Annotated in this window: 22 protein-coding genes and 1 riboswitch; of the genes, 13 read left to right on the top strand and 9 right to left on the bottom strand. The window is 47.3% G+C overall.

Translation table 11 applies throughout. The features are described from left to right. Positions 1-40: 40 nt before the first annotated feature. Positions 41-2,380, top strand: a complete 2,340-nt coding sequence (locus tag BLS69_RS31430) for an ATP-binding protein (protein WP_091039255.1) — start codon at positions 41-43, stop codon at positions 2,378-2,380. A gap of 18 nt (positions 2,381-2,398) precedes the next feature. After that, a complete protein-coding gene (gene rluF / locus BLS69_RS31425) occupies positions 2,399-3,100 on the top strand; it encodes a 23S rRNA pseudouridine(2604) synthase RluF (RefSeq protein WP_091039225.1) in 702 nt (233 codons plus the stop codon). Positions 3,101-3,313: 213 nt separating this feature from the next. Here rluF and motB read toward each other — a convergent pair whose 3' ends face one another. Further along, positions 3,314-4,132: a flagellar motor protein MotB gene (gene motB / locus BLS69_RS31420; protein WP_091039223.1), complete on the bottom strand. Its 819-nt coding sequence runs from the start codon at positions 4,130-4,132 to the stop codon at positions 3,314-3,316. Then, positions 4,119-4,919, bottom strand: a complete 801-nt coding sequence (gene motA / locus BLS69_RS31415; protein ID WP_017691317.1) for a flagellar motor stator protein MotA — start codon at positions 4,917-4,919, stop codon at positions 4,119-4,121. Before motA ends, motB begins: the two co-directional genes overlap by 14 nt. Positions 4,920-5,152: 233 nt before the next feature. Here motA and BLS69_RS31410 point away from each other — a divergent pair, with 233 nt between their 5' ends. The 3 genes from BLS69_RS31410 (at position 5,153) to rbsK (ending at position 7,021) form a co-directional block, all read left to right on the top strand. Then, positions 5,153-5,446 (top strand): hypothetical protein, encoded by a 294-nt coding sequence (locus BLS69_RS31410; protein WP_074092938.1) that lies wholly within the window; start codon positions 5,153-5,155, stop codon positions 5,444-5,446. A 250-nt stretch (positions 5,447-5,696) separates the two neighbouring features. Continuing rightward, entirely contained in the window at positions 5,697-5,993 is a 297-nt protein-coding gene (locus tag BLS69_RS31400; protein ID WP_062838136.1) for a 4a-hydroxytetrahydrobiopterin dehydratase, read from the top strand. Between the two features lie 44 nt (positions 5,994-6,037). Then, complete coding sequence (gene rbsK / locus BLS69_RS31395; RefSeq protein ID WP_091039218.1) at positions 6,038-7,021, top strand: ribokinase; 984 nt, start codon at positions 6,038-6,040, stop codon at positions 7,019-7,021. 74 nt (positions 7,022-7,095) lie between these two features. Here the strand turns inward: rbsK and BLS69_RS31390 are convergent, their stop codons facing one another. The 5 genes from BLS69_RS31390 to BLS69_RS31370 form a co-directional block, all read right to left on the bottom strand. Beyond that, positions 7,096-7,452: a c-type cytochrome gene (locus tag BLS69_RS31390; protein ID WP_036607288.1), complete on the bottom strand. Its 357-nt coding sequence runs from the start codon at positions 7,450-7,452 to the stop codon at positions 7,096-7,098. A gap of 150 nt (positions 7,453-7,602) precedes the next feature. After that, positions 7,603-8,097 (bottom strand): GNAT family N-acetyltransferase, encoded by a 495-nt coding sequence (locus BLS69_RS31385; protein WP_091039216.1) that lies wholly within the window; start codon positions 8,095-8,097, stop codon positions 7,603-7,605. 355 nt (positions 8,098-8,452) lie between these two features. Continuing rightward, positions 8,453-8,923: a C40 family peptidase gene (locus tag BLS69_RS31380; protein WP_091039214.1), complete on the bottom strand. Its 471-nt coding sequence runs from the start codon at positions 8,921-8,923 to the stop codon at positions 8,453-8,455. Between the two features lie 3 nt (positions 8,924-8,926). Next, positions 8,927-9,064, bottom strand: a riboswitch (cyclic di-AMP (ydaO/yuaA leader). Between the two features lie 245 nt (positions 9,065-9,309). Next, positions 9,310-10,161: a hypothetical protein gene (locus BLS69_RS31375; RefSeq protein WP_143023648.1), complete on the bottom strand. Its 852-nt coding sequence runs from the start codon at positions 10,159-10,161 to the stop codon at positions 9,310-9,312. A 10-nt stretch (positions 10,162-10,171) separates the two neighbouring features. Next, positions 10,172-12,163 (bottom strand): M1 family metallopeptidase, encoded by a 1,992-nt coding sequence (locus tag BLS69_RS31370; RefSeq protein WP_091039211.1) that lies wholly within the window; start codon positions 12,161-12,163, stop codon positions 10,172-10,174. 101 nt (positions 12,164-12,264) lie between these two features. On the opposite strand from BLS69_RS31370, the gene BLS69_RS31365 reads away from it, so the two are divergent. Beyond that, positions 12,265-12,768 (top strand): YwhD family protein, encoded by a 504-nt coding sequence (locus BLS69_RS31365; protein ID WP_091039209.1) that lies wholly within the window; start codon positions 12,265-12,267, stop codon positions 12,766-12,768. 198 nt (positions 12,769-12,966) lie between these two features. On the opposite strand, the gene BLS69_RS31360 is transcribed toward BLS69_RS31365, so the two are convergent. Further along, positions 12,967-15,045, bottom strand: coding sequence for a transglycosylase domain-containing protein (locus BLS69_RS31360; protein ID WP_091039207.1), 2,079 nt, complete (start codon positions 15,043-15,045; stop codon positions 12,967-12,969). A 412-nt stretch (positions 15,046-15,457) separates the two neighbouring features. Between BLS69_RS31360 and speE the strand changes: the two genes are divergently transcribed. Then, positions 15,458-16,285, top strand: a complete 828-nt coding sequence (speE, locus tag BLS69_RS31355; protein ID WP_017691306.1) for a polyamine aminopropyltransferase — start codon at positions 15,458-15,460, stop codon at positions 16,283-16,285. Positions 16,286-16,300: 15 nt separating this feature from the next. Then, the gene (gene speB / locus BLS69_RS31350; protein WP_017691305.1) at positions 16,301-17,170 is read left to right on the top strand and encodes an agmatinase; all 870 of its coding nucleotides are present in this window, start codon (positions 16,301-16,303) and stop codon (positions 17,168-17,170) included. 429 nt (positions 17,171-17,599) lie between these two features. Here speB and BLS69_RS32830 read toward each other — a convergent pair whose 3' ends face one another. Then, entirely contained in the window at positions 17,600-17,731 is a 132-nt protein-coding gene (locus BLS69_RS32830) for a hypothetical protein (RefSeq protein ID WP_256332466.1), read from the bottom strand. Between the two features lie 628 nt (positions 17,732-18,359). Between BLS69_RS32830 and BLS69_RS31340 the strand changes: the two genes are divergently transcribed. From BLS69_RS31340 to argS, 5 genes are all read left to right on the top strand, one after another. Then, entirely contained in the window at positions 18,360-19,547 is a 1,188-nt protein-coding gene (locus BLS69_RS31340) for a WD40/YVTN/BNR-like repeat-containing protein (protein ID WP_091039205.1), read from the top strand. Between the two features lie 218 nt (positions 19,548-19,765). Beyond that, positions 19,766-21,247: an alpha-N-arabinofuranosidase gene (locus tag BLS69_RS31335; protein WP_091039203.1), complete on the top strand. Its 1,482-nt coding sequence runs from the start codon at positions 19,766-19,768 to the stop codon at positions 21,245-21,247. Further along, positions 21,247-21,516 (top strand): DUF6171 family protein, encoded by a 270-nt coding sequence (locus BLS69_RS31330; RefSeq protein ID WP_256332465.1) that lies wholly within the window; start codon positions 21,247-21,249, stop codon positions 21,514-21,516. The genes BLS69_RS31335 and BLS69_RS31330 overlap by 1 nt, the downstream gene beginning before the upstream one ends. A 264-nt stretch (positions 21,517-21,780) precedes the next feature. Next, positions 21,781-22,206, top strand: coding sequence for a YwiB family protein (locus BLS69_RS31325; RefSeq protein ID WP_017691299.1), 426 nt, complete (start codon positions 21,781-21,783; stop codon positions 22,204-22,206). After that, positions 22,203-23,882 (top strand): arginine--tRNA ligase, encoded by a 1,680-nt coding sequence (argS, locus tag BLS69_RS31320; protein WP_091039200.1) that lies wholly within the window; start codon positions 22,203-22,205, stop codon positions 23,880-23,882. The genes BLS69_RS31325 and argS overlap by 4 nt, the downstream gene beginning before the upstream one ends. Positions 23,883-23,982: the final 100 nt, after the last annotated feature.

The raw sequence follows: 23,982 nt of genomic DNA, 5'->3' as shown, positions 1-23,982 counted from the left end.
TATCGCCAGAGGGTACAAGCCGAGAGGTGAACAAAAAAACTTGTCTATTAAAACGAAATTATCCATGATTATGTCGTGCTCAGTGCTCGTTATTTTAGTGTTGAATATCGCACTGAGTTATTATACTACAGAAGAGAATCTGAGGCAGGACAGTGAAACCAAGATGGTGCTCACTGCAAAGCAGATTGCAATTGCTGTCGAACAGAATCAATACAGTTCGGATTATGTAAAACGGCAGATTGGAAACAATCTGTGGCTTGCTGCTGTCATGGCAGCGGAAGAATTGGACCCGGATATTAATAATATCACAAATGAAGAACTTGTACGCTTGAGCCAAAAGGTCGGCGTTTCGCATATTTCGTTAATGGAGCAGACGGATGATGACATCGTTGTTAGCCGCTCTTCGGATCCGAGAGAAATTGGGCTGTCCACCAAATCCATGACCTATTGGTATCAGGCCTTTAAGCAGTTGTTTGAAAAACAACAGGTGACGATTCCCCAAGGGCAGAAGTTGGAACATTTCTGGTCAGATGGATTCGAATATTCTACATCCAGTCCTTCGGATATTGATATCTGGGGTTACTACCATGATGGAAAGAGAAACTACATAATCAATCCTTTCTATAATAATACGGAAGTTGATGACTATGTGAAAATCTCTAGTCCGGATGAGATTTTAAATAAAATTCGTGAGGTCAATCCCTCCATTCTGGAGATTACAGGCATCAATCCGTTGACTTTTGGCAGCCCGAACATGGGTGATGACGGAAGAGATTCGAACTTTAGCAAATTGAATAACAGACCGATTCGTTTTGGTACATACCAGTATGGTTCTACGGATGAGGATCATCGTGCTGTGGTGCGCGCCATTCGAACAGGGCAAAATGTATCTTTTGTCAGTGAAACCCACGAACAGAAGGTACTGAAGAGTTTTATTCCCATTTTCACACCTAACCAGTCTTCCTATGTGATCAGTATTGTCATGGACTATAAGCAAATATCCTCCATGGTATCTGAGCAGTTGGTGAGCCATGCCTCCATATCGTTGGTTTTGCTGGAGATCGTAATCTTTGGCAGTTATCTGCTCGCAGGGTATATTACACGTCCGATCCAATCCATATTGGGAAAAGTGAATGATGTAGCGGATGGACACTTTGATTTCCGTCTGAAGGTCCGGAGGAAGGATGAACTAGGCCAACTGGCCAATCGTATTAATGCCATGATTCGTAATCTGGGACATTATACGAGCCGTCTGAAACAAATGTATGAAGAGAATCGGGCGGTGAAAGAACATCTGGAGTCCATTATCAATCAGACAGCGGATGCCATTCACATTACGGATCTTGAAGGAAAAGTGCTGCGGGTTAATCGCGCATTTGAACAATTATATGGCTTTCGAAGTCGTGAGGTGGAAGGTCGTAATCTGAAGATCATCCCGCCAGAGGCAGAAGAAGAAATGAAACGTCAGCATGCCCAACTCGTTGAGGGGATGTCCATTACGTCCAACGAAACCACCTGGATGAAGAAAGACGGGACCCGAGTAGAGGTCAGTGTCAGTACGGCTCCGGTACGAGACGAGGCTGGAGAGATTACCGCGCTCATTAGTGTCTCCAGGGACATTACAAGCCGTAATCGGATGGAAGAGCTGCTCAGACGTTCTGAGAAGCTAACAACTGTAGGCCAGCTTGCAGCAGGTGTGGCACATGAGATTCGTAATCCACTGACTACGTTGCGCGGGTTCCTACAGTTACAGCAAGAGAGCAACAAGCTGAATCATCGTCATCTGGATCTGATGTTATCGGAGCTGGATCGCATCAACCTTATTGTTGGTGAATTTCTGATTTTGGCCAAACCGCAGGCGGTTCATTTTCAGAATCGGGATATTCGTTTTATTCTCGGCGATGTCATCTCGTTACTGGATAGTCAGGCGCATCTGCATGGTGTAGAATTCGTACTGCGTGCCTCATCCGATTCGGCTATGGTACACTGTGAAGAGAACCAGTTGAAGCAGGTATTCATCAATTTGCTGAAAAATGGTATGGAGGCCATGCCAAATGGAGGAAGCATTCATATCAAGCTCAAGCATGACGAGCAGTCGAAACGCGTCAGAATTGAGATCAGGGATGAAGGCATTGGTATCCCGGAAGAGATGATGCCCAAGCTTGGGGAGCCTTTCTTTACGAATAAAGAGTCTGGGACAGGGCTTGGTCTGATGGTCAGTCAGCGAATTATTCAATCACATAAGGGCATGATGGATATTAAAAGCGTCATGAACAAGGGAACAACGGTTATCATTGAACTGCCTGCATCCGAGCAACAACCGGAGGTTATTGAGGCAGATCAGGTAACGGATGAACCAATTACAGATGAAGAGAACTAGATGAGGTGAGATTACCTTTTGCGTATTAATAAATTTATTAGTGAAACAGGTTATTGCTCCCGGCGTGAAGCCGACAAGTTGGTGGATAGTGGTCAGGTAACCATTAATGGAGTTAAGGCTGAGCTGGGCAGTCAGGCAGAAGAAGGCGACGATGTACGAATTAATGGCAAGCCGATCAAGGAAAAGAGAAAACACGTATATATCGCGCTGAATAAACCGATTGGAATCACAAGTACAACTGAGCAGCATATTCAGGGCAATATCGTTGATTTTGTCGGGCACGATGAACGTATTTTCCCTATTGGACGTCTGGATAAGGACTCGGAAGGTTTGATCCTGATGACCAATGATGGAGATATCGTTAACCGGATACTTAGAGCAGAAGGACGCCATGAGAAAGAGTATATCGTTACTGTTGATCGATCTGTAACCCCGAGTTTCCTTAGAGGTATGAGCACTGGGGTGAAGATATTGGGTGAAATGACCCTGCCTTGTACCGTGACCCGGATGACGGATCGAGTATTCCGTATCATCCTGACTGAAGGAAAGAACCGTCAGATTCGGCGGATGTGTAGTGCCTTTGGCTACGAGGTTCGTAAGTTGAAGCGTATTCGGATCATGAACATTCATCTTGGAGAAATGGCGACAGGTTCTTGGAGAGAGCTTACCGCTGCTGAAAAAGCGGAGCTGGGCGGTCTGTTGGACTATTCACTGGAATAGTTGATTCGACTTTGACTAATTAACTGATTGAAGCCCTGCTTTCCGAAAAGGAGAGCAGGGCTTTTTGGTATAAGGTCAATGACGACAGGTGAATCTTCGCAAATAGTGTGAAAAAATGTAGAGATAAACCAAGCATAAGCTTTATATAAACCCAAAAGACCGTTCTCCTTGTACCTGGAGAACGGTCTTTGGTTAATGAATCGCTGCAGGCCTCTAGTTTCCTCCGCCAACGGATTTTACATTTGTATTGTTACTTTGATACTTCCGAATGATAGATACCTCTACACGGCGATTCTGTGCCCGTCCGGTATTGGTGTCATTACTGGCAATCGGGTGATACTCTCCATAACCACTTGGTGTGAATTTGGAAGGGTCCAATTGCGAGTTCAGCAACAGGATTTTCAGGAAGTTGAGCGCACGATCTGCACTCAAATCCCAGTTATCCTTATATTGGTTGTTCGAAATGGGAATATTATCGGTATGACCGGATACAACCACTTCATATTCAGGGAACTCCTGCAGCATGCTTGAGATTGCTTTGGCCAAGGATCGTGATTCAGGCTTTACATCTGCTCGGCCTGAGGAGAACAGGGCGTTATCACTGATGGTGATCTTCAATTCAGACTGATTCAGCTTGGTGTTCAGCTGGTCCGAAAGTCCGTTCTTCGAGATATACTGGTCAAGTCGTTTCTTGAGCTTCTCCAGATCTTCCTGCTCTTTTTGAGCCATCTGTGCATCCGTTATCTGAGCTGGTGTTTTCTTGGTGATTTCTGTAGGTTCCTGTTTGTTCTTACCCAGATCGGCACCTGGCGTATCCGGATTCATGGACGTATGATCCAGAACACCGGAGCCTCCATTCAATGCACTGCTTAGTGCGGAAGCCATCTGCTCGAACTTGGCTGCATCGAGTGAACTCATGGAGAACAACGTGATAAACAGGGCAAGCAACAAGGTCATCAAGTCAGAATATGGAAGCAACCAGCTCTCGTCTATATGTTCTTCATGTGGTTCGTGCTTTTTAGCCTTTTTCACCTGATGATCCCTCCTTCTCTTCCAGTTGTTTACGTTCGGAAGGTGTCAGGAATACGGATAACTTTTGGTTGATGGCAATGGTGGATACACCAGACTGTATGGATAACAATCCTTCAACCATCATCAGCTTGATCTCCATTTCTTGCTTGGACATCCGCTTCAGCTTGTTAGACATCGGGTGCCATAACACGTAACCACTAAATATACCAAGGAGTGTTGCGATAAATGCTGCCGCAATCGCATGGGAGAGTTTCTCCATGTCACTGAGATCGGCAAGTGCTGCGATGAGACCTACAACGGCCCCGAGAACCCCGAGCGTTGGTGCGTACATCCCCGCCTGGGCGAAGATCAAGGCACCGCCGCGGTGGCGCTCCTCTGTAGCATGAATATCTTCCATTAGTACATCACTTACAAATTCCTGATCGTTGCCGTCGATAATCATACGCATACCGCCACGAAGGAACTGATCGTCAATCTCTTCTACTTTTGATTCCAGTGCAAGCAAACCTTCACGACGGGTAGTGGAAGCCCAATCCATAAACGTGCCGATCAGAGACACTCGATCAATAAGTACTTGATTTTTGAAAATAATTCCGAAAAGCTTAGGGATTTTCTTAACTTCAGACATTGGAAATGCGATAAAGATAGTTCCTGCTGTACCAACAAAGATAATAACGTAAGCTGCCGGATTGTTAACCAGGTTGATTAAGGGCGCACCCTTCAGGAACATACCGAGTACAAGGGAGACCAGTCCAAAAACTAGTCCAATAATCGTTGAAATGTTCATCATACACCTCATCCATGAGATAAAATTGAATCCTTTCAAGCGGCTGTATTCGGGCTTCCGGACGAATTTTTGGCCGCAATCCGTTCAATGTTAGGCATTCCTTACGGTTGCTAAAACAGTTAAAACGGTCATATATGTATTTATCGACCAGAAGGCCTTTTTTTTTAAGGGCTATTTTCAGGTATAATAAGATCAAATCCGCTCCTTAGGGGCCGAATAGGAGTGAAAAGCCAATGGGCGTAAAGCATGGACGGGATTATGAAGGAATTTTGACAGATCTGACAACGGCAATCGGACGCATACCGGATCGGTATGTTTTCTTTGAAATGGACGCGGAAGAGTGGGAGAGACTGGCTGCATCTGACCAACTTGAAGTGGATGAGGCGTTGGCGGAGGATTTGTTCTATGCGCTGGGCGAGGAGTCTGTTATTCCGGTTGGAAGTGGCGTGGTCATCCATGATAAGGAACAGCACCGCATTCATATTTTGATCGGGGAAGAAGAGTTGACGTTTGTACCTTTAATTTAGTATGTTTACACGCATTTTCAGGGGGAAGAATGGAACTGGAATTGTCCTCAAAGCCTTATGGTTAGTGGTTCTATGCCATGTAGTTGATTGGATTTTGAAGCTTGTCCGTGGTAAGATGTTAGTCGTGAAATGGGCCAACCGCATGGCGGTGAGCCTGGCCTTTGAGGTTGCTGTTGATAGCGCCGAAGGTGTCGGTGGTTATACGGACTCACGTCTGTAATGTACCATCCTATGGGGAGGAAGATAACGCATGGTTTTTTCGCAAGAGGAAGTCGAAGCTCATCTGGGAAGGCTGGAAGGCTGGGAACTGGAAGAGGGACGGTGGATTGTACGTAAATTCGTGTTTTCCAACTACATGAAAGGGATTGCATTTGTGGATGAGGTCGCTGCGATCTCGGAAGCATTCAATCATCATCCTTTTATTACGATTGATTATACAACGGTTACGCTGCGTCTCACGTCATGGGATGCGGGTGGTATCACATCTGTAGATATCAAGGAAGCAGGGCAATATAACGAAGCTTATGACAAAATGAGGTCGGAATAACGAGGTCAGTTATTATCGCGCGGCCAGAAGTGAGTGAACCATACATGTCAGACTATAATCAGAAACAACCTCTTATTGCTGTCGTAGGCAGTCTCAATATGGATCTCGTGGTGAAGACAGACACGATTCCGGAAGAGGGAGAGACGGTGAGCGGTGAGGAGCTGCATTATCTCGCTGGTGGCAAAGGGGCCAACCAGGCTGTTGCCGCTGCGCGTCTGGGTGGACAGACTACGATGATTGGTGCGGTGGGATCGGACGGTTTTGGCGAACGTCTGCTGCACAGTCTGACGAAAAGTGGTGCAGATGCCTCGCAGGTTCGCATATTGGAAGACACGGTTACAGGGACGGCCTCCATTTGGCTCTCTCGGGGAGACAACCGGATTATCGTTATTCCTGGTGCGAATGGGCAAGTGGTGCCTGAGATGCTGGAAGAGGCGGATACGGTAAAAAGCCTGACTGCAGCCGCAGCGGTGCTGCTGCAGCTGGAGATCCCGCTGCCAGCGGTTACCCGCGCCGCCCAACTGGCGGCTGAAGGCAGCGCATTGGTGGTGCTCAACCCGGCTCCCGCGGTGCCGGGTCTGCCCCAGGAGCTCCTGCGGTGCGTCGACGTTGTCACGCCGAACCGCAGTGAGCTTGCCGTGCTTACCGGCCGGGATCATCTCCGGCCGGAAGACCTGGATGCGGCGGTCGCAGAGCTCGCCGCATCCCTCGGGGCCGCTGTCGTCACGACGCTCGGCCCCGAGGGGGCTGTGTACGCGGCGGCGCCTGGCGGCCGCGTACAAGCAGGGCGTGCCGGCGCTTGCCGTGCGCCCGGCTACGCCGTAAGCGCCGTCGATACGACCGGCGCTGGCGATTGCTTCAACGGCGCGCTGGCAGTAGCCCTCGCGCGCGGTGAGACTTTGGACGCGGCCGTAGGCTTTGCCATGGGTGCGGCCGCGTTATCCGTGACAAAGCTCGGCGCCCAGTCCGGGATGCCGTCCGCACGTGAAGTTGAGGCCTTTCTGGCTGAGCACGCGGCAGAGGCCTGATAATTGGTATAACAAAGAGGCTCTTATTCTCCCAAAAGGGGATTAAGGGCCTCTTCATTATGTGCGTGCAGAGATTATTTCTTCTCTGACAGCCACATGGCGATATTTGCAATCTCTTCATCCTGCAGTTTGCCCTTGAAGGAAGGCATACCACCTTTACCTTTGACAATCGTAGAATAGATCTTCTCCAGATCATCCTGGCTGCCGATATTGGCCAGAGCAGGTCCTACGCCACCTTGAAGCTGATCCCCGTGACAGGAGATACAATTGGCTTTGACCAGTGCTTCAGCCTGTCCGGCATCCAATGTTACTTCCGGCATGGTTGGCTTGGCTTCTTCAGCCACTTCTTCTTTCCCTGGAAGCGTAAACATTAAAACAATAGCTAAAGCGCATGCTGCAAAAAATACTCCGCTCATGATCCATTTGTGCATCCCTTATGTCCCCTCCAGAATGAAAGATCATCTAACCTGAAACTATCCATATCATTATAACGGAACCTGTACTGACATCATAGCATTTTGTGGGAATTTTTTGAACTAATCACATAACAAGGGGCAAATTTAGTTGTTTTGCAATGGATTCTAACCGCGAGGCCCTTCATAAACCATACAGTGAAAGGGCTTCAAGCCGCTTGGGGTCTGTCGTTCGTATGTATCTTGGGTGACAAATCCACTCTTCAGATAGACTTGAATGGCACGAGCATTCCAAGTGAGTACTTCCAGATCAATCTCGTTCGTGGGATTTCGGCGAATGGCTTCCTGTACAATGGCAGTGACAAAAGCTGTCCCTTGACCCTGACCACACAGCTCTGGATGCATGCCAAGGCCAATCCGGGTTACCCCTTCAAGTGGGAAGTATTGAGCAAACCCACATATACGATCGTTCTGATCCAGGACGATCGCATATTGCTCCTGCCGCAGCTGTGCATCTCCGAATTCCACTTCCAGAGCTTTCATCTGGTCCCAGGGGAGCCAGCTGTAGATATTGTAAGGCGGGTCATACTGCCAACTGCAGATAAGCTCCGCATGTTCTTCTCGCATGGGTACAACGTGAAACGTCACAGGGGTTTCCTTCATACACCTGCATGCTCCTTTCCTTGAAACAGAACTCTTTGTCCACTCTACAAAAGAGATGTTCATTTAGCAAGTCTTCCTTCTCAAGAAAAAAAATGAAACAAAAGTTCCGGTAATTCCGTTTATATTATAACGGGATGGGTAAAAACATCATAAGGGCACGGACGAACGAACGCAAAATGAACCTGTTGATGTCGCAGGATATGCCCTGAGTATAACTTGCAACATGAATAAGGATTGAAGCACAAAAAAACCGCCGGATACATTCCTGCGGAGAATGTACCGGGCGGTTCTGTTATGCTTCTTGCTTCGTTCCAGTATGGTTAATGGTTACAGCATCATGTTGCTCAGCTTGTCCCTAGTCAAGGGCCAGTGATTCATATGCGTCCGTGCTCATAATCCGTTTCGCGCCAACATAACGATTGGCCCAATAGCTTTCACTCAATGCACTGATCGTAACGCCTTTGGAAGAAGAGGAGTGTGCGAACTTTCCATCCCCTACAAAGATTCCTACATGTGATACGCCTTTACCTGTTGTATTAAAGAACACCAGATCGCCAGCTCTCATTTCCATGCGTGATACGGAATCGCCCATGTCGAATTGGGAACTGGATTGGCGTGCCAAATCAATACCCAACTTGTCGAATACATACCGTGTAAATCCGGAGCAGTCAAAGCCGTTAAGCGTTGTTCCCCCACTTTTGTATGTAGTTCCCATTGCTGAATCAATTACTGTGTCCATCTTTGAATCTGCGAATGCGCTACCTGCACCAAGCGATAAAGCGAATGTGATGCTAAGTACAGCTGCGGTTAATTTCTTCTTGAACAAGAGATATTCCCCTTCCAACGCCTGCGAGGTTAGCTTAAGGATTCGGTTGAAGGTCCCCTATGATCCCTCTGTAGCAAGATCAATTCACCCATAACTGGTTCCCCCGCTTCCCAGGTGCCAGGAATTTGGCTATGCTAGTTATGCACCTGCGAAATCAAGAAATGACGATTTAATTTTAAGTAGTTACAAATATGAATGTAAAGATTACAAAGTTGTTACTAAAAACTCACTGCGATTATTGTAACAGAGGAGTACGGCTTTGGCAACGTTTAGCAACAAATTTAGCAAAAAAAACCTCGACCTTTGACGGGGAAAGGTTGAGGTTTGCCTATTTATAAGTACATATTAGGCCGTGAGTTTAACATACGATGGTAACAATTTTTAAACTATCTGCTCTCACCTTTGGATATTTTGGACTGCCATAATCGGAAATGGCTGCATATTTTCCACAGACTTAATAGACATCTAGCAAGTGGATACGTCTGTTGTAGTATAAGTCCGGTAAGTCCCGTTAATAACCATGAGGCTGAAGTGAATGAACCAAAGACGAGCAGGTGTACTCCGCCCAGCAGGAGTGCAATGCCGATTACAGCGATGAGATGACGCAGTGCAATCCAGAGTGCTTTGAGAATACCGTGAGCCCCGCCTTCTCCTTCTGGTGCCGACACACCGAACTGCATGTAGAGTATGGCATGGTGGATGATCCAACCATATACAATCCAGGCAGCAACATAAGGTATACCAGGCAAAAGTAATTGAAGGGAATGAAATCCGTCCATGAGAATCGAGTAGAGCTTCGGTATGAGCCAGTAGGCGGGCAGAAGTATCAATAAAGTACGTATGGTGTGGAGCAGCAGCATCGGTTTCCACAGATTTTTGATTCCGCGGACAAAGGGGATGCGCTCTTCTGTAGAATTAAAGTGCTGAAGTGAGTAGAGCAGTCCTGCCTGAATGAGGGGGCTGATCAACATGCGAACCAGTAGCATGCCCCCTAGAATCCATAGATAACGATGAACCTCCGGATGGGTAGACAGGTTGAGTTGACTTTCCATTTTGAACAAAAGTGTACTCAGTTCCCCGGCATCAGAATCTGGATAGCGCAGGAGTAGGGGGATGACCGCCGATTGTACCATTCGATAGAAGAAATATCCCCAAATGAGTTGATATAGAAATAAGAGTGCGGCAATGAACATATGCTGACGGACGAGAAACCAGCCTTCACGTATTTTTGCTTTCACCGTTTCCACCTCACCATGACAGACCTCCGAATATGGCTTCTATTAGTTTGGTTACACTCATGCTCCAGCGGGATTTCGCTTGCTCATCTAGTCCGGATTTCAGGAAATTGTTCATATGGCGGTTCTCCAGCACGATCGAGTACAGGGGATCGGTCATGGCCCAGGATACGGGGGATGTGTGAGTTAATTTATAGGTGATGCGATCTTCTTTGCCATTCCATTGCTTGGTGAGGATATGTCCGTCTTCAAAAGCAATGCGAACAGGAACGGCGTTGTAATCACTCCCTTTTTTTGCGATCGTCACGGATGACTCGTACAATGTTTGACCGTCTTTCTGTACGGGCGTAACACGAATCTTCTCTACAGCAAAGTCAGCCATCCCGTTACCATAGACATATTGATCAAAATAATCAGACCAGGAAGTGCGGGTCACTTGTTCCACAACGTTCTGAAAATCAGCCGAAGTGGGATGTTTGAAGCGGTACTTCTTCACATAGGTAGAGAGAATGCGTTCCATCGTTTTCGCCCCGACTTGATGTTCGATCCCAAGCAATACAAGCTTGCCACGTGTATAGACATTGGCTGCATACTCATTCTGTGAATCAAACTTCCAAGATTCTTGTGTTAAGGATGACGGAGACGTAACCAGTCCCGATTGTACCGGCAGATTCGGAATCAATCCGTATTCCTGCTCCATCAGTTTGTCTTCTGCATAAGAGGTGAACCCCTCATCCAGCCAGGCTTCCTCGAATTCGTTGCTGGCAACCATGCCGTAGAAGTACTGGTGTCCGATCTCGTGGACTACGGTACGTTCCAGGTCATAACCTGGGGTAGTATCATCGGCTCCAAAGGCCGTAACTAGCGTAGGGTATTCCATACCTCCAGCACCGTTCCCCGTTTTGGGTGGAACTACGATGGATAAGGTTGCGTAAGGATATGGGCCAAACCATTTGCTATAATTGGCTAGTGCGGCCTTCGCGGCGTAGAAATAACGTTCTTTCAGATCCTGATGAGCAGGGTCCAAATATAACTTGATTCGTACACCAGGCACATTGGGTGCAGAGAAGGGTTCCTCGGCGTAGACAAAATCCGGTGAAGCTGCCCAGGCGAAATCATGCACATCATCGGCATAGAATTGATAGACCTTTTCTCCGTTCTTCACCACGGCTTGTTGCGTCGGAAATCCGGTAGCAGCAACTTTGTATGTTTCAGGCACCCGAATACGTACACTATATATACCGAAGTCGGCGTAAAACTCTGAATTGCCATGGTATTGGTGCAGATTCCAGCCTTCCGTTGTTCGTCCACGCCTGCCCACAGGTTCATAGGCACTTAATTTGGGAAACCATTGACCAGCCATGACAAAATCATCAGCAGTTCCCATCCGGGCAAAAATCTTTGGCAGATTCACTTCGAATCGGGTGTGGAGTGTAATACTTTCCCCGCCTTTGACCGGTTTGGGTAAACGTACTTTAATGAGGGTGGTGTCCTTGATATTTCCGTCATCTGGTTGCACATACTGCATCCGGTGCAGCAGAGAGAGCCCGTCCTCCGTTTTCATTTCGGTAATGTTCATGGAGCCATAACCATTGGTAGGCATAACATCACCCCGAAGCTTTCCACCGGATTCCTTCATAAAGGTGGTGTCAGCAGAAGAGAAGGCGTTGGGGTACATATGAAAGTAAAGCTCGCTGACGGTTTTTTTGCCTGGATGAGTCCAGGTGATCGTCTGAGTCCCTTCCAATACGTTTCCTTCGACCAGCTTCACATCCATGTGATATTCCACAACACGGTTGCTGTACACTTCGGCTGTAGGGGTCTGTACACTTTCTGGAGGTGCTGGGGTTGGAGCTATTGCCTTGGGCTTGCCCGATTCGGGGGCGAGTACTGGCAATTCTGAATGAGTTGAGCGATTATAACCCAGAGTGATCCATATCCCTCCGGCAAGTACACACAGGGCCAGGGATGCAGTGAGCCAGCTCTTGGCGCGTCGTGGAATCATCGTTAAATACCTCCCGTTGACAAGCATCTACAGCATGTATATGTTTGCAATGGGACAATTATTAGTTAAAATATTTGTATCAACCCTTGGAGGCTATAAACATGGACCAAAACGAGCAAAACGGCAAAAAACAGATTGCCTTGAATATCGTTAGTGCAAAAAGCAAGCATAAAGGCTTCGGTGCAGGCTCCATTGATCTGAATAACCTTTCCCCGGTCATTATTGATAATGGCGAAGCCAAAATCGATATCGGTGCGATGCATGCGAAAAGTAAAGTGGAACGCAATATCAAGTTCTCTACCAATCGTGAAGATGTGCCCAACGGACGCCAGGTATGGCTGGTGTGGGTAGCTGTCGATCGCACGGAGGAAGGCCAACTGTATGGTGGAGCAACGGCATGTGAGATGTGGATTGATACGGAAGCAAGACGTGGATGGAAACTGCTGGCGGAACATGTGAATCGCATGGATTATGCCTTGAAGCGTCGCTTCATGCTGGATGAGCTTGGACCTGAAGCTCGAGCTGCACTTAAGACACTGCTGATCTCACACAACGAAGACTGGTGGAATGCTTCTCCAGATGTATTGAAGGAAGCACTCGCCTAAGTCAGATCTTTCAACAAAGTATAAAAGCAAAAAAGCAAAAGGCCCCTTGACCGGAAAGTTCGGTTGGGGGTCTTTTGCTTGTGCATTAATCGTATTCATTGATCTGAATAATTATGAGTTTTCATCCGAAGTGAATTTCCAATTGTTCAATATAACCAGAGGTTATAGGTGACGCAACTAAGTCATCGCGCATTTGCGTCATTCTACCCACCAACGTTTGAAATCTCCCCACCAGGAATGTTTCTCTTCCTGTATGCCTTGCTGATTCTGTACCTGACGGGTCTTCTCATCTTCTCCAGAATCCGAATCATCCGTCGTGCCATGGCATACCTCTGTCGGTTCAGTACCATCAATAAAAACTTCCAGCCGTTTCTCTTCACAACCGTTGCCTGCCAGCTTGCCGGATTCCGGGTCAATATAGACACTGACGACATGATCAGGCACGGTGAAAATTTTGGGTGGTACGCTCGCAAGTGCCTGCTCTGTGAACTGGGCAAAGATCGGAGCCGCCCGGCGGCCATCCGAAGTTGAGATGGCTTTGCCTTGGTCGTACCCAACCCATACCGCGGTGGAGAGCTCCGGTGTGAATCCAACGAGCCAGGCATCCGTATTGGTCGTTCCCGTCTTTCCGGCAACCGGACGTTTGATCGCGGCAGATACCCGGTTACCCGTTCCCCCATTTTCGAAGACGCTTTCCATCAAACGAGTCAGGACATAAGCTGCCGCAGGTTCCACCACGGTCTCAGCTTTCGTCTGTGGCGATTCATAGAGTACACGTCCTGCGGCATCTGTTACTTGCAGAATGGCGACAGGTGGCGTCCGTTGTCCACCAGCAGCAATGACGGAAAAGGCCGACGCCATCTCCAGCGGGCTGACAGGTGACGTTCCCAGTGCAAGAGAAGGTACGGCGCTCAGGTTGCTTGTAATGCCAAGGTTTTTTGCCATACTCACAACCTGCTCAGGACCGATCTGCATAATGGTGTTCACCGCATAGATATTGTCTGAAGCGGCGATCGCCTGTCTTAGATCAATCTCACCCAGATACTTGTCTCCAAAGTTGCCGGGTTTATAGGTTTTGCGGTCATTGTCATAGTGAAAAAGGGTAGGTTCACTGTTAAATATGGATGCACTGGTGAGCTGCTTGGATTCCAGGGCTGCCAGATACATAATGGGTTTAAACGCCGAACCTGGCTGGCGCGTTGTCGCCAGTACATGGTTAATCTGATTGGTGCGATAATTCTTGCCGCCTACCATGGCTTTGATGTAGCCTGTACGAGGGTCGATGGACACGAGGGCCGTCTCCAGCTCGCTTTTGGCATCCATACCCTTCGCTATGGCGTCTTCAGCTGCTTTTTGTACACGCAGATCCAGGGTGGTGTAGATATTCAATCCCCCGTGATCCAGCATCGCTTCACTGATTCCCAGCTCTTTGATGGCCAGATTTCGGATATAGTCACGGAAATACGGGGCACTTTCCACCGTTTTACGCTCACTTTCCGGTTTAAAAGAAAGCATTTTTTCATAGGCCTTATCCGCTTCGGCCTGGGTGATCTTACCGATATCAGCCATGGCATTCAGCACAATCTTCTGTCGGTCTTTGGCATTCTTCATATGGTTATAGGGTGAATAGTAGGTAGGTCCTTTCGGAATTCCTGCCAGCATGGCACTCTCTGCAAGATCTAGCTGTTTGGCTGATTTGCCAAAATACATTCGCGAAGCCGCTTCGATTCCGTACGCACCATGCCCATAATAGATTTCGTTCAGATACATCTGCAAAATTTCATCCTTGCTGTATTTCATCTCCAATTGCGCCGTGTACATGGCTTCCTTGGCTTTGCGAGTCCATGTTTTCTCATGAGATAGATATAGGTTACGCGCCAGCTGTTGAGTCAATGTACTCGCACCCTGCGACATCTGCATATGTTCGAGGTTAACGAGCACAGCCCGTCCCATCCCTTGCACGTCGAACCCGTAGTGATTATAGAATTTGCGGTCCTCTACAGCGAGAGTGGCATTGACCAGATCTGGAGCGATATCCTCCAGTTGAACGGGTACAGAGTCTTTGCCACCTGCGGAGAAGGTAGCGATGATTTCACCCTGACTGTCCAGTAATCTGGAATTCCGGTCAGAGTCTGCTAGGGGCAGGCTGGTTGCGTATAGATAGACCAATCCTGCAGCGGTAGCAAGTATGGCGAGCACGGCGAGCAGAGACAGGTTTTTAAACAATTTTCGTACACGGAACCCGCGTTTGCGGGTCTTTTGATTTGGCTTGGTCATGGAACGGGCTCCTCTCTTTTCTTCCAGTATGGGACTTGATTGGCAGGGATATTCAATCGGGTGCATAAGCAAACAAAATGTAGCATTTTCGCCTTGAAAACCGTTTTGCAGTATAAACGTCAATCGCGTATAATGCAAAAGGGTAATGAAAAGGTAAGATTCGGCACAAGATACTAAAGCGCGTAAGGACGAACAGACGAATGGTCATTGATTCATTGATTAGTCAGACGCTCTGCACGCTCTGGTCAATTTAATCTATATAATGAAGTGAACCGCGGACCTTTCCCGCAGGCCAGCAATTATAACGCGATATGGCGCCGAACGCTGGACGTGCTTGGGCGAACCGATTATAGTGCACAGCACTTGGTCGGGTATGGCTGATCATTAACTTTACGGAAAGAAGGTAGAGATTATGGAGTTGTGGTTTACGGAGAAACAGACCCCGGTATTCGGGATCACCGCGAAGATTAAGCAGACCTATGTTACAGAGAAAACGGATTTTCAAGATTTGGCCATGGTAGAGACCGAAGAATTCGGTAACATGTTGCTTCTTGATGGCATGGTGATGACGACTGTAAAAGACGAATTCGTATATCACGAAATGGCGGCACACCCTGCGCTGAACACTCACCCGAATCCGAAAAAAGTTCTGGTTGTCGGTGGCGGCGATGGCGGAGTCATTCGTGAAGTCATTAAACATGCTGCTGTAGAAAAAGCAGTTCTCGTCGAAATTGACGGTAAAGTTATTGAATACTCCAAAAAATATTTGCCTGAAATCGCCGGCAAGTTGGACGAGCCTAATGTTGAAGTGCTCGTAAACGATGGCTACATGCATATTATTGAACATAAAAATGAATACGATGTGATTATCGTAGACTCCACGGAGCCTGTAGGCCCGGCTGCTCCATTGTTTGAGCGTGGTTTCTACCAAGGCATCTACGAAGCACTCAAAGAAGACGGAATCTTCGTTGCCCAAACGGACAACCCTTGGTTCAAGGCAGATCTGATCCAGAAGGTGAACAAAGACGTCAAAGAAATCTTCCCGATCGTACATGTGTACGGCTGTAATATTCCAACCTATCCAAGTGGTTTGTGGACATTCACCATGGGTAGCAAGAAACATGACCCGCTCGAAGTGGATGAGACTCAAATCCCGGAGATGGATACCAAGTATTACTCTCCGCGTCTGCACAAAGCAGCATTTGTACTTCCTAAATTCGTGGAAGATTTAACGAAATAAAAGGGGAAATCATTAATGAAACTGGATCAAGCTTATTCAGGAAACGTATTTATTTGCAGCTCTGAGGATTATGAGAACTCCAAAGCGGTTATCTATGGCATGCCGATGGATTACACCGTCAGCTTCCGTCCGGGTTCCCGTTTCGGCCCATCTCATATCCGTCAAGCATCGGTTGGGCTTGAAGAGTACAGCCCATATCTCGACAAAAGTATTGTAGACATGACATACTTTGACGCTGGAGACCTGCTCTTGCCTTTCGGTAACGCGGGACGCAGCCTTGAGGTAATCCATGAATACATCGGCAGTCTGCTCGCTGACGACAAATTCCCAGTTGGTCTCGGTGGAGAGCATCTGGTTACTTGGCCAGTCATCCAACAGATGTACAAGAAATACCCGGATCTTATCCTGATTCATATTGATGCACACGCTGACCTTCGTGAAAACTATGAAGGCGAGCCATTGTCCCACTCCACACCAGTGCGTAAAGCAGCTGAGTTGATGGGTGGCCAAAACATCTATCAGTTCGGTATCCGTTCCGGCTCCCGTGAGGAGTTCCAGTACGGTCGCGAGAACATCAACTTCTATCCATTTGAAGTGGCAGCTCCGATGAAAGAAGCTCTTCCCAAGATGGGCAACCGTCCGGTGTATGTGACCATCGACATCGATGTGCTTGATCCGTCAGCAGCACCAGGAACAGGTACAGCAGAAGCGGGTGGCATTACGTCCAAGGAACTGCTGGAAGCCATTCATATGATCGCAGGATCTGATGTAAATGTAGTTGGTTGTGACTTGGTTGAAGTTGCACCAATCTATGATCCAACACAACAGACACAGATTGTAGCTGCGAAGCTGATCCGTGAAATGCTGCTTGGATTCGTGAAATAATCACAGAATAATCGATAAGTATAACGCTCTCTGTCTGCGCGGGTTCAACTTTGCGCAGGGGAGGGCGTTTTTTATTACTAACGTTTATCCCTGTGTCCTCAACTATTCCAGCTTAAGGAACGGACTGGATGATAGAGCCAAAATTATGCTGCCAAACAAATAACGAAGTTAAATTTAGTTGAGCTAAATTAACTTAATTTAACTTTTATGCAGAGCTGTGCTATACTGACTACATAAGTATTCAGTAGTATATTAATTGATATATTACATTCGTGAAGTATATGGTGATCGGGTTCGGTCATATACTAAAAAAGAGTCTTCACCGCGTCAACGGTAAAGACTCTTAGGACCCGAAAGGCTGTGGATTGCCACGGCGCGCATGAACTAAATAATGCTATTCAAGCGAAACCCACCGTCAGGCGTCCAACCTTATGAGGTGGGTTTTCGCTTGCTACGAAACTTTTTGCGCAACCAACGGTAAAGCTTTCGCCCACTCAGTACAATACTGAGGGTCGCAGCAATCCATCGGATTACATCAAGCAACGCCACAAGTTTGACCATCGACGTCACCCCCTTTCGGGAAGCTGCGCCGTGGTCTGGAAAACATCCACCGATATTCAAAAGTCCATAACATGAATTATAGCACGTATGTTCCCCTGTCTCTACCATTTATTTCATGTGTTTGTATGGACTCTCCTCTTACGCAGATATCGTGCCTTGGTATGACTCTATCTTAATATTTGTGTATAATATGGAAATAGAGGAAGGGAAAGGTGAATGTGAATGCGTGTGATTCGGACTCAATTGAGTATGTATCCCAGATGGCTAACTGCAGTTTTTATATTGTTTGTCATCAATTTTGTATTAGCAGTGACGATATTTCTCAACTTCACTTTGATGGTGGCTGATCTGGCCATGCTTTTTGCTGCATATAGTATTCGAGAATATAAATACAACAAAATATATTTTAGTTTATGCCTTTTCTTAAGTATCAGTTTTGTTATCCTTGCTGTTGTGACGTATCCCATTTAACTTAGAGTACACAATGTTTGGTGATGAACCACCCTTGCCTACATGATCCAATCATGGGTAAAGGTGGTTTTTATCTTGCGGAATTGTCATCGGGGTTAATCAGATTGTTACGTTAGAACCATCATATTTGGGTAAAACCATAGAAGGAGGTGTTACGATGACAACCAAGAGTACAATGACATGGAAACGGATTGGTGCACTCGCATTATCGTTAACGCTGGCTTGGGGGATGGGTCCGGTACATACGCTATCAGGTGCTAACGCCGCATCCTCACAGGCATGTGGAAAGGGAGATTATGGACTATCTGCTACATTGAAAAAGGGCAGCGGTGTGGAAGAACAACATCTGCAATTTACGGACATTGATTTTCTTAATGATACGACTGGACGAGCTGGGGGTGAGGGCTTCCTGATCGGCACCTCGAATGCAGGATGTACGTGGCAGTCCATATATACCGGGCAGTGGCAATTCACACAGCTTGATTTTCCGAATAATGTGAACGGATATGCGCTGGCGCGAGTCAAGGATTCACCTGCTACCTATCTGATCCGTACCAAAGATGGGGGATCGCACTGGACGCGGCTTGATACGCCGGGCATTCAATTCAAGCGAATCGATTTTCGCAATAAAGATGTAGGTTATGGTTACACCTATAATGGTGCATATCAGACGAAGGATGGCGGGGTAACCTGGAGTAAAATGAATACACCTGCCAACACGCGTGCAGCTGCCTTTGCAACAGAGAAACAAGGGTATGCCGTCGTGGTTGTACCTGGATCGGGATACCATCTGAAGCAAACGAGTGATGGCGGCAAAAACTGGACCACCTCTCTTCGAGTTGTCTCAGACACATGGGGCGGAGCAGATCTGTATGCACATGGCCAGCAAGTATGGGCCCTTCTGTATGGTGATGCAGGCATGTCCCAACAATCCTACTCCCTCTATGCGAGCGGTAATCAAGGCAAGAACTGGACTCAAGTATTTGCGCAATCCACAGCAGGGGGAGGTCCTGCACCAGGTACAAATAGTACAGGCAAAGGAAACGGACCAGCCAACCCGGGTGGACATCCCGGCAACATGGCGTTGATTGGCAATCAGACGGCGTATCTGTCTGCAGGTTCACCCGCAGCTGGCAAAGTGGGTATTGGACGTTCTTATGATACAGGTTCCACGTGGAAAAATATTGACCTGAAAGATCCGGGATACAGTTCCCGTATCTCGTTCCCATCGGCCAAGACGGGTTGGCTCGTAGTAACAAGTGATAACTCTCCTGCGATCTATCAGACTACAGATGGTGGAACGACGTGGACACAAAAAATGTTGTTGCCTTCAGAGCAGGATTAAATAGCCTGTTATTCTGAAATAACAATGGAGCAAATCCAAATTAGAAATGAATAAAAATCAATTTGGTATGCCTCTGCATGAATTTCTATAACAAACAAGCCTCTTCCTAATCAATTACACAGGAAGAGGCTTGTTTGTCTAGAAATAAAAACGGTTGAAACCTACTCTAAAACGAGTTATTGTAAGCGATAACAATATAATTTATGGGGGTTGAAATCATGGTTGATGTTATTTTAAAGGCGGATTCAGATCAAGGATTAATAAATCGCAATATATATGGTCACTTTTCCGAACACTTGGGACGTTGTATTTATGAGGGGCTGTGGGTAGGGGAAGATTCACCTATTCCGAATACGGATGGGATTCGAAATGATGTATTAACGGCCTTGCAGAAGCTTAATATTCCAGTACTTCGCTGGCCAGGCGGTTGTTTTGCCGATGAATATCACTGGAAAGATGGTGTAGGTCCGAAGAGTGAGCGTGCTCGTATGATCAATACACACTGGGGCGGTGTGGAAGAAAACAATCACTTTGGTACACATGAATTCTTGAGATTATGTGAGTTACTCGGCACGGAGCCATATATAAGTGGCAACCTGGGTAGCGGTACAGTGCAGGAGATGCAGGAATGGGTGGAGTACATCACGTTTGACGGCGAATCCCCGATGGCGAACTGGCGTAAGAGTAACGGTAGGGAAGAACCGTGGAAACTGAAATATTTTGGCGTGGGAAATGAGAATTGGGGATGCGGCGGAAATATGCGTCCTGAATATTATGCGGATGAGTATCGCCGGTATGCTACATATGTACGTAACTATTCCGGGAACGAGATTTATAAAATTGCTTGTGGACCCAACGAAGGCAACTATGAATGGATGGAAGTCCTGATGCGGGAGGCTGCTCGCTTTATGGATGGAATCAGTCTTCATTATTACACTATCCCTACAGGAGAGTGGAATGATAAAGGCGCAGCTACAGGATTTGGTGAGGCTGAATGGTTCACCACCTTGAAAAAGACGCTCCATATGGATGAATTACTGGTGAAGCACTCCGAGATTATGGACAAATATGATCCAGAGGGCAGAGTCGGCATTATTGTGGATGAATGGGGTACGTGGTATAACGTTGAGCCGGGAACCAATCCAGGGTTCCTGTATCAACAAAATACGATGCGGGACGCTGTGCTTGCAGGTGTTAACCTGAATATTTTCAACCAACATAATAAACGGGTACACATGGCAAATCTTGCGCAGATCGTCAATGTACTTCAATCGCTTGTGCTCACGGAAGGGGATAAAATGCTCCTAACCCCTACGTATCATGTATTTGATATGTATCAGGTTCATATGGATGCGCAGCGACTGGATTTGAATTATGAAAGCCCTGGGTATACCTTCGGAGAAGAAACCATTCCTCAGCTCAGCTTGTCAGCCTCCCGCAACAAGGATGGGGTCATTCATGTGACAGCTTGTAATCTGAGTCATACCGATGAGTTGGAAGTTGTATGTCAACTGGACGCAGCTCAAGCGGCTAAAGTAACCGGGCAGATTCTGCACCATACTGATTTTGGTGCATTCAATACCTTTGAACAGCCGGATCATGTTCAGCCTGTGGCGTGGGAAGGACTCACACTGGAGAATAACACCTTGCGTTTTGTTCTTCCTCCAGCATCGGTTGGGGTCATCGCTGTTGAGGGTTAATGATGAAAAGGCAGGAACCTTGCAAGGGCTGTAATGATCAGTACGATGTGAAGATTAGCGATACCAAAATGGCCAGACTTGTGGAGATTGCCTCGCGTTCGCGTCCGACGGTACAGGATGAGGAATATGAACGTCGGCTATCCATCTGCTCTGCTTGTCCGGGATTGCAATATGGTACAACTTGTCGGCATTGTGGTTGTCTCGTACAGGTGCGAGCGAAGCTGAGTGAGTCGACATGTCCTTTTCCTTATGAATCGCAATGGGCCTGATCGGATGAACGAATCTTATTATAATGAAGCAAAAGGGAGTTGCACTTTACAGGTGCGGCTCTTCTTTTTGGCTTGATGAGGAAAAAACTCTGAATTTGGATTTGAATTGAGCGAGGGAACTGGATATAGTTATACAGTAGAGTGTAGGATAGCGAGCTATCCGGGAATATGAGCGCGTATAGCGACACAACAATACGGGAAGGGCTGTTCTCACCAGCCGTGCCTGATTTTGCGTCGCCTCGAATATAATGGAGGTTAACATTCATGTCGAACATGCGACCGGTACACATCCGGCTGCACAGCCGTTATGAAGGTGAAGATGTGCTGCAGGAAATGCAGGGTGAAGCTGTGTTAAAAGGGTCCGTTCTTTATGTTCGTTATGAAGAACCGCAGGTTGGACCTGAGGGAGGTACAACCCGTACAACATTGAAGCTGGGCGGACAATCCATCAAGATTATACGTCATGGTGAGGTGGAATCGGAGCAGACTTTTGAGTTGAATCGGAAGCTTCCTGGTTTCTACCGATCACCATACATGTCGTTTGCCCTGTCCACGCATACACAGAAGCTGGAACTTTCCATTCAGGGATTGAGCGCACGCGCAGCGTGGAGCTACGACTTTTACCGCTTTGATGAAGAATCCGGACATTTCGCGATTAGTTTGCATATACAGGAGGAACCAATTTCATGACACGTAATCCACTAGATACGATTAACGAACGGGTAAGTACGGCCATCGGCAACGCCATTGTGACGGCCGGAATTGTTACGCAGGACGAATTGCCAGCCATCACATTGGAAGTGCCGCGTGAGAAGTCACACGGGGACTTGGCGACCAATGCTGCCATGCAGCTGACCAAGATTGCCAAGCGCAATCCGCGTCAGATTGCTGAAGAGATCATTGCCAATCTGAATCTGGCTGAAGCCGGAATCGAGAAGGCTGAGATTGCGGGCCCAGGATTCATTAACTTCAAATTGGACAAGAGTTACCTTTATCCAGTACTTGCGCTTGTGCAGGAGCAGGGTAAAGATTACGGAAGAATTAACATCGGAGAAGGACGCAAAGTCGAGATGGAGTTTGTCAGTGCCAACCCGACAGGCAGCCTGCATCTGGGCCATGCCCGTGGAGCAGCTGTAGGTGATGCACTATGTAACATCCTTGATTACGCAGGATATGATGTAACCCGTGAATACTACATTAATGATGCAGGTAATCAGGTGTTTAATCTGGCTCGTTCCATTGAAGCTCGTTATCTGCAAGAGCTGGGTCAGGATGCTGAGATGCCTGAAGACGGTTATCACGGTGAAGATATTAAAGGATTCGCCAAGCAGCTTGTTGCTGAAAAGGGTGACGAATTGCTGTCCATGCATCCGGGTGACCGTGCGGCTTATTTCCGTGACTTTGGCCTGGAGAAGGAACTGGACAAGATCAAACGTGACTTGAATCGCTTCCGTGTTAACTTTGACATCTGGTTCAGCGAAACTTCCCTGTATGACAACGGAGAAGTGCTACGAGTACTTGATGAATTGCGTGACCGCAATGAGATCTATGAGCAAGATGGAGCAACTTGGTTGAAAACGATGCAGTATGGTGACGACAAAGAACGTGTGTTGATCAAGAATGATGGCACGTATACTTACCTTACGCCAGATATTGCTTATCACCGCGACAAATATGCTCGTGGATACGACACGATGATCAACATCTGGGGTGCCGATCACCATGGATATATTCCACGGATGAAAGCCGCGATGCAAGCACTGGGTAATGATCCTGAGAAACTGGTGGTCTTGATTGCACAGATGGTGAGCTTGTTCCAGAACGGTGAAAAAGTGAAGATGTCCAAGCGTACAGGTAAAGCTGTAACGATGGAAGACCTGATGGATGAAGTCGGCATTGATGCCATCCGTTACTTCTTCACAATGCGCAGCATGGACTCCCATCTGGACTTTGACATGGACCTTGCTATTTCGACATCCAATGAGAATCCGGTATTCTACGTACAATACGCGCATGCACGTGTATGCAGCGTATACCGTCAGGCTGAAGAACAAGGTATTGAACTGCTGCCACTGGCACAGATTGACCTGTCCAAGCTGACAACAGAGCACGAGTATGACCTTCTCCGCAAAATGGGAGAGCTGCCTGAAGAAATCTCGGCAGCAGCAACAGGATATGCGCCACATCGTATCATCCGTTATGTATACGAGCTGGCATCCCTGTTCCACAGCTACTACCGTGCAGAACGTGTTATTACGGAAGACGCGCAGCAAACTCAAGCACGTCTGGCACTGATCGGTGCTGTGCGTACCGTTATCGCAACGGCACTTCGTCTGGTAGGCGTAACAGCTCCTGACAAAATGTAAATTCCAGGCTCGCGGCCTGTCGCCGCTCTGCCTAATGCAAAAAGTCTCCATGTCCACGTTGAGTATCTTCAACGTGGTACATGGAGACTTTTTTTGTTGT

It is taken from the genome of Paenibacillus sp. CF095 (assembly GCF_900101225.1).
GTDB lineage: Bacteria > Bacillota > Bacilli > Paenibacillales > Paenibacillaceae > Paenibacillus.
The sequence above is the reverse complement of the archived record's forward strand: the minus strand, read 5'-3'. Positions and strand labels throughout refer to the sequence as shown.